Annotated in this window: 10 protein-coding genes and 1 other RNA gene; 9 read left to right on the top strand and 2 right to left on the bottom strand. The window is 71.5% G+C overall.

From position 1 onward, the window contains the following. Positions 1 to 73: 73 nt before the first annotated feature. A complete protein-coding gene (locus ACFV6H_RS29840; RefSeq protein ID WP_385548320.1) occupies positions 74 to 3,700 on the bottom strand; it encodes an FHA domain-containing protein in 3,627 nt (1,208 codons plus the stop codon). A gap of 468 nt (positions 3,701 to 4,168) precedes the next feature. On the opposite strand from ACFV6H_RS29840, the gene ACFV6H_RS29845 reads away from it, so the two are divergent. The 4 genes from ACFV6H_RS29845 (at position 4,169) to ACFV6H_RS29860 (ending at position 9,550) form a co-directional block, all read left to right on the top strand. Continuing rightward, positions 4,169 to 5,857 carry a serine/threonine-protein kinase gene (locus tag ACFV6H_RS29845; RefSeq protein ID WP_385548323.1) on the top strand — a complete coding sequence of 563 codons (1,689 nt, stop codon included), beginning with the start codon at positions 4,169 to 4,171 and terminating at the stop codon, positions 5,855 to 5,857. A gap of 90 nt (positions 5,858 to 5,947) precedes the next feature. Beyond that, positions 5,948 to 7,132, top strand: a complete 1,185-nt coding sequence (locus tag ACFV6H_RS29850) for a serine/threonine-protein kinase (protein ID WP_385548326.1) — start codon at positions 5,948 to 5,950, stop codon at positions 7,130 to 7,132. A 397-nt stretch (positions 7,133 to 7,529) separates the two neighbouring features. Further along, on the top strand, positions 7,530 to 8,636 hold the full coding sequence (gene prfB, locus ACFV6H_RS29855; RefSeq protein ID WP_093605013.1) for a peptide chain release factor 2: 1,107 nt from the start codon (positions 7,530 to 7,532) through the stop codon (positions 8,634 to 8,636). Positions 8,637 to 8,905: 269 nt separating this feature from the next. Then, positions 8,906 to 9,550 carry an LPXTG cell wall anchor domain-containing protein gene (locus ACFV6H_RS29860; RefSeq protein ID WP_385548330.1) on the top strand — a complete coding sequence of 215 codons (645 nt, stop codon included), beginning with the start codon at positions 8,906 to 8,908 and terminating at the stop codon, positions 9,548 to 9,550. A gap of 144 nt (positions 9,551 to 9,694) precedes the next feature. Here the strand turns inward: ACFV6H_RS29860 and ACFV6H_RS29865 are convergent, their stop codons facing one another. Beyond that, positions 9,695 to 9,889: a hypothetical protein gene (locus ACFV6H_RS29865; RefSeq protein ID WP_066943440.1), complete on the bottom strand. Its 195-nt coding sequence runs from the start codon at positions 9,887 to 9,889 to the stop codon at positions 9,695 to 9,697. A gap of 339 nt (positions 9,890 to 10,228) precedes the next feature. Between ACFV6H_RS29865 and ftsE the strand changes: the two genes are divergently transcribed. From ftsE to ssrA, 5 genes are all read left to right on the top strand, one after another. Next, positions 10,229 to 10,918, top strand: a complete 690-nt coding sequence (gene ftsE / locus ACFV6H_RS29870; protein WP_046503740.1) for a cell division ATP-binding protein FtsE — start codon at positions 10,229 to 10,231, stop codon at positions 10,916 to 10,918. 85 nt (positions 10,919 to 11,003) lie between these two features. Further along, positions 11,004 to 11,921: a permease-like cell division protein FtsX gene (gene ftsX, locus ACFV6H_RS29875; RefSeq protein ID WP_093604294.1), complete on the top strand. Its 918-nt coding sequence runs from the start codon at positions 11,004 to 11,006 to the stop codon at positions 11,919 to 11,921. A 67-nt stretch (positions 11,922 to 11,988) separates the two neighbouring features. After that, positions 11,989 to 13,272: a S41 family peptidase gene (locus ACFV6H_RS29880; protein WP_385548334.1), complete on the top strand. Its 1,284-nt coding sequence runs from the start codon at positions 11,989 to 11,991 to the stop codon at positions 13,270 to 13,272. 34 nt (positions 13,273 to 13,306) lie between these two features. Then, positions 13,307 to 13,786: an SsrA-binding protein SmpB gene (smpB, locus tag ACFV6H_RS29885; RefSeq protein ID WP_066943406.1), complete on the top strand. Its 480-nt coding sequence runs from the start codon at positions 13,307 to 13,309 to the stop codon at positions 13,784 to 13,786. Positions 13,787 to 13,922: 136 nt separating this feature from the next. After that, positions 13,923 to 14,309, top strand: a transfer-messenger RNA (tmRNA) gene (gene ssrA, locus ACFV6H_RS29890). Positions 14,310 to 14,318 lie beyond the last annotated feature (9 nt).

Here is a 14,318-nt window from a genome sequence, read left to right on the forward strand (position 1 = left end):
CTCGTGACGTCGGGCGATGTAGAACGACGGACGTAAAGGGATCTTCAGGGTTTCCCGGGTGAGCCGGGGACGGTCATGGGTGAGCCGGGGTCAGTGGGGCGACAGGGACGGCGTCGACCGAGCGCGCGGCCCGGTCGAGCGCGCTGGCGAGCAGCGCGAGATCCGTCGGTCCGTTGCCCAGCTCCCTGACCGGCCGACGGGCCGGTGGATCGCCCATCCGCTCCCACTCGACCAGCACCACCGTGGGCCTGAGCGTCGCCGTGCGCGGAATACGTCCGGTGACCCGGCCGCCCTGGAACGGAGTGACCCGGCCGTCCGGATGCCCGAGCCGGCCACGGCCCGGCGCCGGATCGTCGGGCGAGGGCGCGACGGGCGGCGCGTCCAGCACGACGCGCAGCCGCGCGCCCTGCGCCAGTTCCGTGTCGACCGTGCGCTCGGGACGCGCCGAGGCCGCCACGAGATGCACTCCGAGCCGCTCGCCGTCCCTGGCCACGGCCTCCAGGGCCCGTACGACGGAACCGGCCGCCGGCCGGCCCGGGCTGCCGAGCGCGGGCGCGACCAGGGCGTCGAAGTTGTCGACGAGCACCACGAGCCTGGGCAGCGGAGGCAACGGAGGCAGTGGCGCGGGCCGCTGTCCGGGAGCCGAACGGCCCATGGTGGTACGGAGTCTGAGCGTGCCCCGGGCGGGAGAATCCGGCTCGCCACGACCGTCGCCACGCGGCCCGTCACCGCGCTGTCCGGCGCCCTGAGATCCGGCGCCATGAGCGCCATGAGTCCCGTCCGCACGTGATCCGTCCGGCTGCTGTTCCGGCTGGTCGGCGCGTGACTCGCCGCGCCGTACGGTCCGTTGCTCGGCGGCGCTCGGCGCGCGCTGGCCGATCAGCCGCTCCGACACCTCGCGCGCGTCCTGCTCGCCGTGCCACTCGGCGAAGTGCGCGGAGCCCAGCAGCTCGGCCCGCCGCTTCAGCTCGGCGCCCAGCGCCTGGGCGAACTCCCGCATCCTGACCGGGTCGGAGGCGACGAGATGCTCGGTCACATGCGGCAGTTCCGTACAGACCGAGAGCCCTTCGCCGCGCTCGCCGCCCGCGCCGTCGACCAGCAGCAGTCCCAGCCGGTCGGGCCGGGCCGCCGCCGCGAGCGAGGCGGCGACGGAGCGCAGCAGCTCCGTACGGCCGCTGCCCGCCGGGCCCTCGATCAGCAGATGCGGGCCCTCCTCCGTGAGATCCACGCTCAGCGGGCCGCGCGGCCCGGCGCCGAGGACCGCCGTGCAGTCGCCCGTACGGTCCGCCGCGGACGCCCAACGGGCCATCAGCGACGCGGGAGTGGCCCGCGCGAGGCCCAACTCGTCGAGCAGCCGGGCCGATCGGGGCAGCGCGGCCGTGGGACGGCCCCGGCCGCCGGCCGCGGCGGCGCGCAGCGGCGCCAGCGCCCGGCCGAAGCGCTCCGCCCAGGCCGGTGAGACCGCGTCCACCACCGCGACCGTGCCATGTCCCGCGGGCTGGCCGACGGCCGTCCTGAGCACCCGCAGCGAGGTGGCCACATCGCCGCTCAGCAGGGCGACGGCCCCGCACTCCCGGAACGGGAGCGAGGCCGCGCACGCCATCTCGTACGTCGCGGAGACCGGAGAGTGCGGCGAGGCCACCGGAGTCTCGGCGAGACAGAGGACATGGACACCGGCCGCCGCTCCGGCGCCCGCGAGCTGCGCCGTGGACTCGCGCAGTGCGGCGGAGCCGGGATCGCCGTCCACGATCACCAGGGTGTACGGGCCGTCGTGGCGGGCCGCCGCCTCCGTGATGGTCCAGGGATCGGCCGAGGCCCAGCCGGGCCCGAGCGGGCCGTCGTCCAGCCGGCGGGTCAGCTCCGCCGTCCTCGCGCCCGCCTGGTCCCGGTCGAAGGCGAGCAGCAGCCGGCAGTCCTGGCCGTGCGCGGGCCGCACATGAGGGAGCCAGCCGAGCCAGCCCCAGTCCTGGACGCGCTCCTCGACGGTGCGGGCGCGGTCCGTGGAGATCAGCACGATCTCCAGATCGGCGGGGGAGTGCAGCGCGGCGAGCTGGGCCACGGTCCAGCGGGCCATACCGGTCAGCCGCTCCCGGGGGCCCGCGAGGGCGAGCGAACCGGCCTCGCGCAGCCCGACCGTCACCGGCGCGGCGGACAGCGGTCCCGCGGCGCCGGAGGCCGGGCGGTCCGCCGTGCCCAGCCGGACGACGAGCGCGTCCGGATGGCGGCAGTCGCGCTCCCAGAGCCGAGGTCCTGGCCCGAGCGCGGTCAGCAGCACGGCGGCCGGGTCCGGACAGGGCTCGGCGAGCGGCGCGCGCCCGGCGCCCGCAGCGGATCCTCCGGGGCCGCCGTGGGCGGCTTCCGGCAGCTCTTCGTCCCGGGCGCCGGTCAGCCGCCGCGCCCAGGCGCCTATGCCGCCACGGCGGCGGGCCGCCGCCTCGGGTGATTCGGTGCCGCGCGTGGGAGTGGGCTGCCGGCGCGCTCCGGACGTACGGCTGTGGGAGTGCGGGCCGTCCTCGGCCGGTCCCGCGCCCGGCTGCCAGGAGCCGCCCTCCGCCTGGTCCGGTGCGGTGGGCCTGCTGTGGGCGCCGTCCGGAGCGTCCTCCATACGGCCGCGGAAGCCGTAGTGCGTATCGGCGCTGCGCGGGTCGGGCACGCGCGGCGCGCCCGGCGGATTGCCGTACTGCGGGCCCAGGATCCGGCTGGAGGCGCCGGCCGGCACCGAGCCGCCGTAGCCACGGGCCGTATGACCTTCGCCACGCCCTTGGGCCTCCGCGTCCGCGTCGGCGGCCGGTCCCGGTCCTGCTCCCGGTCCCGCGCTGTCGCGGGCGCCGGGCGCCGGGCCGCCGTGCGCGGGAGCGGGCTCGCGCAGACCGCTGCCGTACTGCGGGCCCGGTGAGGCGCCCTCCGGGCCGTATCCCGAGCCGTCCGTGCCGAATCCGCCCGTGCCGTACGCGCCCGTCGCCGGACCGCTCCCGGTGGCCGAGCCGTACGGAAGCCCTCCCGGGCCGTCCGTACCGGCGGAGTCCTGAACGCCCGCCGCGCCGGGCCCGCCAGGGCCGCCCGGACGGACGATCCGCAGATGGCCCTCGCCGTCCGGCGCCGTGGGCAGCGCGGCCGGAGTCCCGCCCGAGGTGAGCCGGAGCACGGACTCGCCGAGCCGCAGCAGCGCGCCGGGCGCGAGCGGCACCGGGCGGTCGCCGACGGCGGCGCCCTCCAGCGTCGTGCCGTTCGTGGACCCGAGGTCGGCGACGGAGACCCGGCCGTCGTCGGCGACCGTCACCGCGCAGTGGATCCGTGACACGTCCGGGTCGTCCAGCGGGACGTCGGCATCGGCGGAGCGGCCGATCCTGATCCGTCCGCCATGGAGAAGATGCACTCCGCCCGCGTCCGGGCCCGCCACCACATGGAGCTGGGCCGGCGCGTCGTCCGCGGGCGCGTCGTCCTCACCGGGGACCTGGAGCGAGAGCACCGCGCCGTCGATCAGCGGCGGCTCGCCGAGCGTGCGGCGCTGGGCGTCGAGCCGCTCCCGGCCCGCGTACAGCACGACGGCGCCGGAGGCCTCCGGGCCCGAGACGGCGGTGGCGAGGGCGGAGGCGACGGCGGCCAGCGCCGTCCCGGCCGGGGCGGTGACGAGCACGTCGCACGCGCGTCCGGCGGCATGGCCGCCGCGCGGCGCGAGGACGGTCAGCCGGATCTGCATCGCCGTCAGCGGTCCCTTCTGCGCGGGGTGCCCGACAGGGGGACGCTCTGTGATTCCCCCCACCACGCACGGACGCGTCGCCCGGTACAGGTCGGCACGGACGGTGCGGCCCCCCAAACTCCACACCTTCGCGTGCTGGGGGCATCCTCGCATCTGCCAGTGACAACACGCCCGGCGACCGAGGGCAAGTGATCTTGAATGGTCGGCTGTTGGCGCAAAAGTGCCTGCCGGTTCATCGGTTCGGGACGGCTTGTGACCATCCGTGACGCCCTCCGACCTGCTGTTCGGCAACCATCCGCCGTATGTGAGCGTCTTTCCTCCGAACACGACCGGTGCGGGACAGGAAGATGACCGGCCGGTGATCCCTTCCGTGATCCGTTCGGCGACCCGTTCGGGCGGTCTAAAGTGGGTCGGAAGCCCGGGACGCCCGGAGCCACGGATGACCACGACCAGCAGGGAGCGCATGACGTGCGGCCGGTAGGCAGCAAGTACCTGCTCGAGGAGCCGATCGGACGCGGCGCCACGGGCACCGTCTGGCGCGCCCGTCAGCGGGAGACCGCGGGTGCCGAGGCGGCCGTGGCCGGCCAGCCCGGCGAGACTGTCGCGATCAAGGTCCTCAAGGAGGAGCTGGCGAACGACGCGGATGTCGTGATGCGCTTCCTGCGCGAGCGCTCCGTACTGCTCCGGCTCACCCATCCCAATATCGTCCGCACCCGCGATCTGGTCGTGGAGGGCGATCTCCTCGCGCTCGTCATGGACTTGGTCGACGGTCCCGATCTGCACCGCTATCTGCGGGACAACGGGCCCTTCTCACCGGTCGCGGCGGCCCTGCTGACCGCCCAGATCGCGGACGCGCTCGCCGCCAGCCACGCCGACGGCGTCGTGCACCGGGACCTCAAGCCCGCCAACGTCCTGCTCAAGGACGACGGCGCCGGAATGCACCCGATGCTCACGGACTTCGGCATCGCCCGGCTCGCCGACTCCCCGGGACTGACCCGTACGCACGAGTTCGTCGGCACTCCCGCCTATGTCGCGCCCGAGTCCGCCGAAGGCCGCCCGCAGACCTCCGCCGTCGACATCTACGGCGCGGGCATCCTGCTGTACGAGCTGGTCACGGGCCGTCCGCCGTTCGCCGGCGCGACCGCGCTGGAGGTGCTCCACCGCCATCTCAGCGAGGAGCCCCGCCGTCCCACCACCGTGCCCGAGCCGCTGTGGACGGTCATAGAGCGCTGTCTGCGCAAGGATCCGGCCCAGCGGCCCAGCGCCCAGAACCTCGCCCGCGCCCTGCGGACCGTCGCCGCCGGTGTCGGAGTGCACTCCACACCCGCCCAGGTCGACGCGGCGCTGGGAGTCGGCGCGCTGCTCGCGCCCGATCCGGCGCCCGCGCAGGTGCCGGATCTGCCCGGCGCAGCCGATCCGACACAGGTCCTGCCGAGCAACGCGGCCTCGTACGATCCGAACGCGGCGACCAGCGTCATGCCCTCCAGCGGCGCGGGCCCCGGCGGCCCCGGATTCGGCCGGCCGCCCGGCGCCGCCGATCCGACGGCGGTCATGCCGCCCGTACCGCCGCGTCCCGACGGGACACCCGAGCCCGAGAGCCCGCATCCCTGGCAGAGTCAGCTCCAGGCGGCGCGCGACCGCAACGAGCAGACGCAGGTGCAGTATCTGGACCCGGACCAGGACCCGCTGCGCCGCCGTCCGCAGCGCCCGCAGGCGCCCAGGCAGCAGCCGCCGCCAGCGCCGCCCGCGCGTCAGCAGCGGCCCCAGCGCCAGGCCCAGCCTCCGCAGCGGTACGCGCCTCAGCCGCCTCAGCCTCAGCAGCAGCGGTACGCGCCGCCTCAGCAACAGCAGTACGCTCCTCCCCAGCCGCCGCCTCAGCAGCCGGCACCGCGTCCGCCGCGCGAGCCGCGGCAGCGCGGCGCGAATCCGATGCGGATTCCCGGTCTGGGCTGCCTCAAGGGCTGTCTGTTCACGCTCGTCCTGCTCTTCGTCGCGGGCTGGCTGATCTGGGAGCTGACACCTCTTCAGGACTGGGTCGCCGAGGGCAAGAGCTACTGGACGGCGATAAGTGACGCGTTTTCGACGGTGACGGACTGGTTCTCGAAGCTGGGCGGTTCGGACCCGGGCTCCGGCTCGGGTTCGGTACCGGGGCAGTGATCCCAGGGGGGACAACCCCCGGGATCCCGTACGTAACGCCCCGATACCCGCGTACTTTGATGGGCAACGCCAGCCGCTGAGGGAGCAGTCTTGGCACGGAATATCGGCAGCCGGTACACCGCCCATCAGATTCTTGGGCGGGGCAGCGCGGGCACGGTGTGGCTCGGGGAAGGGCCCGAAGGGCCCGTGGCCATCAAGCTGTTGCGTGAGGACCTCGCCTCCGACCAGGAGCTGGTCGGACGCTTCGTACAGGAGCGCACCGCCCTGCTCGGGCTCGACCATCCCCGGGTGGTCGGCGTCCGCGATCTCGTCGTGGACGGCAACGATCTGGCGCTGGTCATGGAACTGGTCCGCGGCACGGATCTGCGTACCCGTCTCGACCGCGAGCGCCGGCTCGCGCCCGAGGCCGCGGTCGCGATCATCGCCGATGTCGCCGACGGTCTCGCCGCCGCGCACGCGGCCGGGATCGTCCACCGCGACGTCAAGCCGGAGAACATCCTGCTCGACATGGAGGGCCCGCTCGGCCCCGGCGGCGCGCACCCGGCGCTGCTGACCGACTTCGGCGTCGCGAAGCTGATCGACACCCCGCGGCGCACCAAGGCGACCAGGATCATCGGTACGCCCGACTATCTGGCGCCCGAGATCGTCGAGGGCCTGCCGCCGCGCGCCGCCGTCGACATCTACGCGCTGGCCACGGTCCTGTACGAGCTGCTCGCGGGCTTCACCCCGTTCGGCGGCGGCCACCCCGGGGCCGTACTGCGCCGGCATGTCACCGAGACCGTCGTCCCGCTGCCCGGTATCCCCGAGGAGCTCTGGCAGCTCCTCGTCCAGTGCCTGGCCAAGGCCCCGGCCTCCCGGCTGCGCGCCTCCGAGCTCGCGGCCCGGCTGCGCGAACAGCTCCCCATGCTCGCGGGCATTCCTCCGCTGGACGTGGACGAGCCCGACACGGAGCCCACCGAGCCGCCCTCGTACGAGGAGCCGGGCCCGACGGGCCCCGAGGAGCCGCGCCGCCGCGGCGCGGTCCCGCTGGTCCAGGGCGCGGCACCCGACTCCAACCGCGACACCCACACGAGCATGCGCGTCCCGGGCCCGGACGAACTGGCAGGCGGCGCCCGAGGCACAGCCCGCGCCCCTCGCTCCCCGGGCCAACGCCGCCCGGGCTCGGCCCGCCACAAGGCGGAGACGGTACGCAAACGCCGACTGACCTTGGGCGTGGTCTCGGTAGCGGTGGTCCTGCTGGTAGCCGCAGCCAGCTGGCTGGCTGTGTTTTTTTGAGGCTCGGTTCGCCTCCGGGCGCTTTATGCCACTGTCGACGGTCGACCGTGCTCGATTCGCTCGTACCTCGCGAACCTCCGCGCGCTCTCCCTTTCGACAGCGGCGCGCCCTTCGGCTCACTCGCCGGCGGGCGTGGGCGGCGGGGACGTGTCCGTATCCCAGGGCGGCCGGGGTGACCGGGACCCGGGGGAGGCCCACCCCGGTGGCGCGGGTTACGGAGGCGTGCCGGCCCAGCACGGACGCCGGCGAGTGAGCCGAAGGGGCGCGTCGGTGCCGAAAAGGAGAGCGCGCGGAGGCCCTGAGGAACGAAGGGTCGAGCACGGTCGACTGTCGGCACCGACATAAAGCGCCCCGGAGGCGAACCGAGCCTCAAATAAAGAGGAGCTACGCTGGGGGCGTGGCAGTCGTCGATGTATCCGAAGAGCTGAAGTCCCTCTCCTCGACCATGGGGTCGATCGAGGCCGTCCTGGACCTCGACAAATTGAGGGCCGACATCGCCGTGCTGGAGGAGCAGGCCGCGGTCCCGTCCCTCTGGGACGACCCGGAGGCGGCGCAGAAGATCACCAGCAAGCTCTCGCACCTCCAGGCCGAGGTCCGCAAGACGGAGGCGCTCCGCGGGCGGATCGACGACCTCGAAGTGCTGTTCGAGCTGGCCGAGGCCGAGGACGATCCGGACACCCGGGCCGAGGCCGAGTCCGAGCTGGAGTCGGTGCGCAAGGCGCTGGACGAGATGGAGGTCCGTACGCTCCTGTCCGGTGAGTACGACGAGCGCGAGGCGCTGGTGAACATCCGGGCCGAGGCGGGCGGCGTCGACGCCGCGGACTTCGCCGAGCAGCTCCAGCGTATGTATCTGCGCTGGGCCGAGCGGCACGGCTACGGCACCGAGGTCTACGAGACCTCGTACGCGGAGGAGGCCGGCATCAAGTCGACCACCTTCGTCGTCAAGGCGCCCTACGCGTACGGCACGCTCTCCGTGGAGCAGGGCACCCACCGGCTCGTCCGTATCTCGCCGTTCGACAACCAGGGCCGCCGGCAGACCTCCTTCGCCGGTGTCGAGGTGCTCCCGGTCGTGGAGTCCAGCGACCATGTCGAGATCGACGAGTCCGAGCTGCGCGTGGATGTCTACCGTGCCTCCGGTCCCGGCGGACAGGGCGTCAACACCACGGACTCCGCGGTCCGTATCACGCATCTCCCGACCGGCATCGTCGTCTCCTGCCAGAATGAGCGCTCCCAGATCCAGAACAAGGCGAGCGCCATGAATGTCCTCCAGGCGAAGCTGCTCGAACGCCGTCGCCAGGAGGAGCAGGCGAGGATGGACGCGCTCAAGGGCGACGGCGGCAACTCCTGGGGCAACCAGATGCGTTCGTACGTTCTGCATCCTTACCAGATGGTCAAGGACCTGCGGACGGAGTTCGAGGTCGGCAATCCGCAGGGCGTGCTCGACGGTGAGATCGACGGTTTCCTGGAAGCGGGAATTCGCTGGCGCAAGCAGCAGGACAAGTAGATTCGCGCTTTGTCGACAAGGGAACTGCCGCCTACAGGGCGGCAGTTCCCTTTTTCGTCACAGTTGGAGCCTTGCGCGCGGACAACTGACGCGATAACGGTCATCGCACGCGCAACCGCCTTGACGCGTATATGAAAACTCGGAAAGCTGGCGCGCGGCATGCGTATTCCGAGGCGCGTGCGACCGGGGACGGAGCACCTACAGCCCCCCATGGCCGCCGCGCCGGACGCTGCACCACTGACGAATGAGCTACTGGGGGTAGCAAGCAGATGACCAAGAAGACGCGGATCCGCGTGGCACGTGTGGCCGCCGGCGCGGTGATCGCCGCGGGCGCCTCACTGACCATCGCGGGCGCCGCTCAGGCCGTGGGTATCGGAGTCTCCGCCGATGTCGGCCTCATCGGTATCAACGAGGACCCGCCGCCGACCAGCGAGCCGCCGACCGTGATCCCGGACCCGCCCACGAGCGAGGAGCCGACCCCGCCCACGCAGGAGCCGGAGCCGCCCACGAGCGAGGAGCCGACCCCGCCCACGCAGGAGCCGGAGCCGCCCACCAGCGAGGAGCCCACTCCTCCCACCGAGGAGCCCGAGCCCTCCACCGACCCGACGTCCGACCCGTCCACGGACCCGACCGACGACCCGGGCAACGGGACCGTCACGGGCGGTAACGGTGGCGGCGACAACGGCGCGGGCACCTGCACCGTCGACCTCGACGGCGCCGAGTGCGTCGACAACACCGACACCGACAGCGCCGGCTCCCAGCCGGTGCAGCAGGGTGCGGCCAAGGAGGAGCTGGCGGAGACCGGCGCCGCCGAGACCTCGTTCCTGCTGATCGGCGCCGCGACGATGATCGCGGGCGGTATCGGCTTCCGGATGCTGCCGCGTCTGGTGGGCGGTGGCCGTACCGCCGTCTAGGCGCGTACGGAACGCACGGAACGCACGGACAGGACAGAAGCGCAACAGGACAAAGCCAGAGGGGCCCGGACGCCGGTCAAGGCGTCCGGGCCCCTCTGTGCGCCTTGAGTGGGCCCGTGCCGTCCGCGCCGCGCCCTGCCGTGCTCAGGCGGGCTGGTGCGCGGCGACCAGCGCCACCGCCGCCACCAGCAGGACGAGCAGCGTCAGCAGAGCCACCGGGCTCAGGCCGCCCAGGGGGCCCTGCTGCTGAAGCCGCTCCCTGTTGGCGCGGCAGACGCGGCATCGGCCCTCGCTGACGGGCCCCGCGCAGTTGGCGCACACCAATCGGTCGTAGGTCATGCGCATTCCTCCTCACCGCGCGGCGGAGCCGCAGCCAGTGTTCACTCCGCTCAACGCTCCGGGAAACACGACCGTTCCCCGACCCACTGTGCCAGTTCCCGGCGTTTTCGGCTCGGCCGACGGCATTCCGGCGGGCCCACCACTGCTGGCGGCCACGGCGCATCCGTGATAAAGCGCCGCAAGACCGGACGTACCACCACTGCCCCTCCTGTCCCAACCCCGGACGCGGACTGCGCGGCCCTGTCCGCTTCGCGTAAGGTCTCGCTCACCTACTCCCTCACTCCCCACACCCACTCCCGTACTCCCGTATCTCCCGGCCGACCGTGCGTGGTGCATCCCGTGATCCGATTCGACAATGTCTCCAAGACCTATCCGAAGCAGAACCGCCCGGCCCTGCGCGATGTCTCCCTCGAAATCGAGAAGGGAGAGTTCGTCTTCCTGGTCGGCTCGTCCGGTTCCGGCAAGTCGACCTTCCTGAGACTGCTCCTGCGCGAGGAGCGCACCAGCCACGGCATGGTGCATGTCCTCGGCAAGGACCTCGCGCGCCTGTCCAACTGGAAGGTGCCGCAGATGCGCCGCCAGCTCGGCACCGTGTTCCAGGACTTCCGGCTGTTGCCGAACAAGACCGTCGCCGAGAACGTGGCCTTCGCCCAGGAGGTCATCGGCAAGTCCCGCGGCGAGATCCGCAAGTCCGTCCCCCAGGTCCTCGACCTCGTCGGTCTCGGCGGCAAGGAGGACCGGATGCCCGGCGAGCTCTCCGGTGGTGAGCAGCAGCGCGTCGCGATCGCGCGGGCCTTCGTCAACCGTCCGCTGCTGCTGATCGCGGACGAGCCGACCGGCAACCTGGACCCGCAGACCTCCGTCGGCATCATGAAGCTGCTGGACCGTATCAACCGCACCGGCACCACTGTCGTGATGGCGACCCACGACCAGAACATCGTCGACCAGATGCGCAAGCGCGTCATCGAGCTGGAAAAGGGCCGGCTGGTGCGCGACCAGGCACGCGGCGTCTACGGCTACCAGCACTGAGTGGCTGCCAGCACGGGTGTCCGGCGGCACTGAGCGGCTGCCGGCACCGAGCACCGAAAGCTGAATCGAAAGCTGAAAGGACGCCATGCGCGCCCAGTTCGTCCTGTCGGAGATCGGCGTCGGTCTCCGTCGCAATCTCACGATGACCTTCGCCGTCATCGTCTCCGTAGCCCTCTCGCTGGCCCTGTTCGGCGGCGCGCTGCTCATGCGCGACCAGGTCAGCGTGATGAAGGACTACTGGTACGACAAGGTCAATGTCTCCATCTTCCTCTGCAACAAGAACGACGCGGCGACCGCGCCCAAGTGCGTCAAGGGCGCGGTCACGGGTGAGCAGCGGAAGCAGATCGAGACCGATCTGAAGAAGATGGACATCGTCGAGACGGTCCATTACGAGACGGCCGACGAGGCGTACAAGCACTACAAGGAGAAGTACGGCGACTCCCCGATCGCCGGCTCGATCACTCCGGACCAGATGCCCGAGTCCTTCCGGGTCAAGCTTGAGGATCCCGAGAAGTACAAGGTCGTCGCGACTGCCTTCGCGGGCCGGGACGGTGTGGAGTCCGTCCAGGACCAGCGGGACATCCTCCAGAATCTCTTCGACCTGATGAACGGTATGAACTGGGTCGCGATCTGGGTGATGCTGCTCATGCTGGTCATCGCCCTGATGCTGATCGTCAACACCGTACGGGTGTCGGCGTTCAGCCGCCGCCGTGAGACGGGAATCATGCGGCTGGTGGGCGCCTCCAGCTTCTACATCCAGATGCCGTTCATCATGGAGGCGGCGTTCGCCGGGCTGATCGGCGGGACGGTCGCCTGCGTCATGCTGCTGCTGGGCCGCTACTTCCTGATCGACAACGGTCTCGCGCTCGCCGAGAAGATGCAGCTCGTCAACTTCATCGGCTGGGACGCCGTGCTCGCCAAGCTTCCGCTGGTGCTCGCGATCGGTCTGCTGATGCCCGCCGTGGCCGCTTTCCTCGCGCTGCGCAAGTACCTCAGGGTGTGACAAGCGCCCCTGGCCGCGTCGGGGCAAGCTCCCTTGGACTGTCCGGTGTTGTCCTAGACTCAACGCCATGTCGGGTTCCGAGTCGCACCATAGATCCCGCGGTTTCCGCCGCGGGGCCGCCCTGACATTGCTGTTCGCGAGTGTCCTCGCCACGGCCGCCGCGACGGACTCGCTGCCGCGCGCCGAGGAGAAGACCGCCCGCGTGCCCACCAGGACCGTCGCCGCCACGGCCGACCGCGACGAGGTCGCCAGGGCGGCGGCCGAGGCCATGGCCGACGGGAAGTCCGCGACGGAGGCGGCCGAGGAGGTCGTCAGCCGCAGTGGCGACCGCTGGGGCGCGGTGTATGACAAGGAGCGGTACGAGGAGTTCGAGCAGGCCCTCGACGGTACGTACACCGGCGTCGGGATCGGCGCCAGGCGCACGGCCGACGGGCTGATCGAGGTGACCCGGGTCCAGCCCGGCGGCCCGGCCGCCAGGGCCGGTATCGGGCCCGGCGACATCATCAGGACCATCGACGGCGCCGGTGTCGCGCGGCGGCCGGTGACAGAGGTCATGGCGCTGCTGCGCGGCGGTACGAAGAGCCCGGGGGCCGGATCCACGGCCGGGACGAGATCCGGGTCCACGGCCGGGACAGGAGCCGGTACAGGATCCGGATCAGCCAAGGGATCCGGCTCGGACACCGAGGGATCCGCGTCCGCCGCCGTCGGGACCACCGTCGTCCTGGGACTGGAGCGGGACGGCCGCTCCTGGACGAAGAGCCTGCGCCGCGCCAGGCTCGCCACCGAGTCCGTCACGGTGGACCGTATCGCCGACGGTGTGCTGCGGATCACGGTCGAAGCGTTTACCAAGGGCTCAGGCAAGCAGGTACGGGACGCGGTCCTCGGTGCGCCGGAAGGCATCGGCATCCTGCTGGATCTGCGCGGCAACGCCGGAGGGCTGGTCACCGAGGCCGTCACGGCCGCCTCCGCCTTTCTCGACGGCGGTCTGGTCGCCACGTACGACATACGCGGTGAGCAGCGCGCCCTGTACGCGGCTTCCGGCGGTGACACCGGCCGGCCCGTGGTGGTGCTGGTCGACGGCGGCACGATGAGCGCCGCCGAGCTGGTCACCGGCGCCCTCCAGGACCGCGGCCGGTCCGTCACGGTCGGTTCGCGCACCTTCGGCAAGGGCTCGGTCCAGATGCCGAGCCGGTTGCCCGACGGCTCCGTCGCCGAGCTGACCGTGGGCCATTACCGCACTCCGGCCGGCCATGGCGTGGACGGCCGGGGCGTCACTCCGGATCTGCTGGTGAGCGAACGCGCCCAGGAGCGGGCCACGACCGTACTGAGCGGTCTCGGCGGCACGCAGTAAAGAAGTTGCGCCGAGGTGCGAAAATGGCGGGACTATGGCTAAGGAAACAGGGCGCAAACTGATCGCGCAGAACAAGAAGGCGCGGCACGATTACCACATTCTCGACACCTATGAGTGCGGTCTCGTGCTGACCGGCACCGAGGTGAAGTCCCTGCGCCAGGGACGGGCCTCACTGGTGGACGGTTTCGTCCAGATCGACGGGCACGAGGCCTGGCTGCACAACGTCCATGTGCCCGAGTACAGCCAGGGCACCTGGACCAACCACACCGCCCGGCGCAAGCGCAAGCTGCTGATGCACCGCGCCGAGATCGACAAGCTGGAGTCCAAGTCGCAGGAGTCGGGCCATACGGTCGTGCCGCTGGCCCTGTACTTCAAGGACGGCCGGGCCAAGGTCGAGATCGCGCTGGCGAAGGGCAAGAAGGAGTACGACAAGCGCCAGACGCTGCGCGAGAAGCAGGACCGCCGCGAGACGGACCGCGCGATCTCGGCGGTCAAGCGCCGCCAGCGGGCCTGAGCGCCCGGGCCGGACCGGGCCTGAGCGCCCGGCCGGGACTCCTCCGGCGCAATACGCTGGCACCGTCGCGCGCTGATCACGTACGATGGGGGCGCACCCCACAGCGGGTGTGTGCTCACGATTGAAAAATCAACATGGGGATGATCGGTTTCGACAGCGGATGTCGAAGCAGGGGAAGCGAGCCGAGGAAGCGGCAATGATCTCGTTAACCATATGTCGCAAACAATAATCGCCACTTCTAAGCGCGATTCCTCCGCCTTCGCCCTCGCTGCCTAATCAGCAGCTAGCGAAGACTCCGCGGAGTGTCAGCCCGGGGCTGTTCCCGACCCGGATCCTGGCATCAGCTAGGGAACTAAACCACTGAGCCCGGTCACGGGGAGCAGCGGGAAATCAAACAGTGACTGAGCCCGTCGGAGACTTGTCCGCGTGATCTCCGGGGCTGAGAAAAGCGAAGCGGACTGCGCTCGGAGAAGTCCTGGTTCCGCACCGTTGGACGCGGGTTCGATTCCCGCCATCTCCACAATTCCCATGT

Origin of the sequence: Streptomyces sp. NPDC059743, assembly GCF_042732975.1 — a bacterium.
In the GTDB taxonomy this organism is placed as follows: Bacteria; Actinomycetota; Actinomycetes; order Streptomycetales; family Streptomycetaceae; genus Streptomyces.

Coding starts and splice junctions, on each gene's coding strand:
- ACFV6H_RS29840 (WP_385548320.1), bottom strand. CDS start 3,700: ATGCAGATCCGGCTGACCGTCCTCGCGCCGCGCGGCGGCCATGCCGCC.
- ACFV6H_RS29860 (WP_385548330.1), top strand. CDS start 8,906: ATGACCAAGAAGACGCGGATCCGCGTGGCACGTGTGGCCGCCGGCGCG.
- ACFV6H_RS29865 (WP_066943440.1), bottom strand. CDS start 9,889: ATGACCTACGACCGATTGGTGTGCGCCAACTGCGCGGGGCCCGTCAGC.
- ftsX (WP_093604294.1), top strand. CDS start 11,004: ATGCGCGCCCAGTTCGTCCTGTCGGAGATCGGCGTCGGTCTCCGTCGC.
- ACFV6H_RS29880 (WP_385548334.1), top strand. CDS start 11,989: ATGTCGGGTTCCGAGTCGCACCATAGATCCCGCGGTTTCCGCCGCGGG.
- smpB (WP_066943406.1), top strand. CDS start 13,307: ATGGCTAAGGAAACAGGGCGCAAACTGATCGCGCAGAACAAGAAGGCG.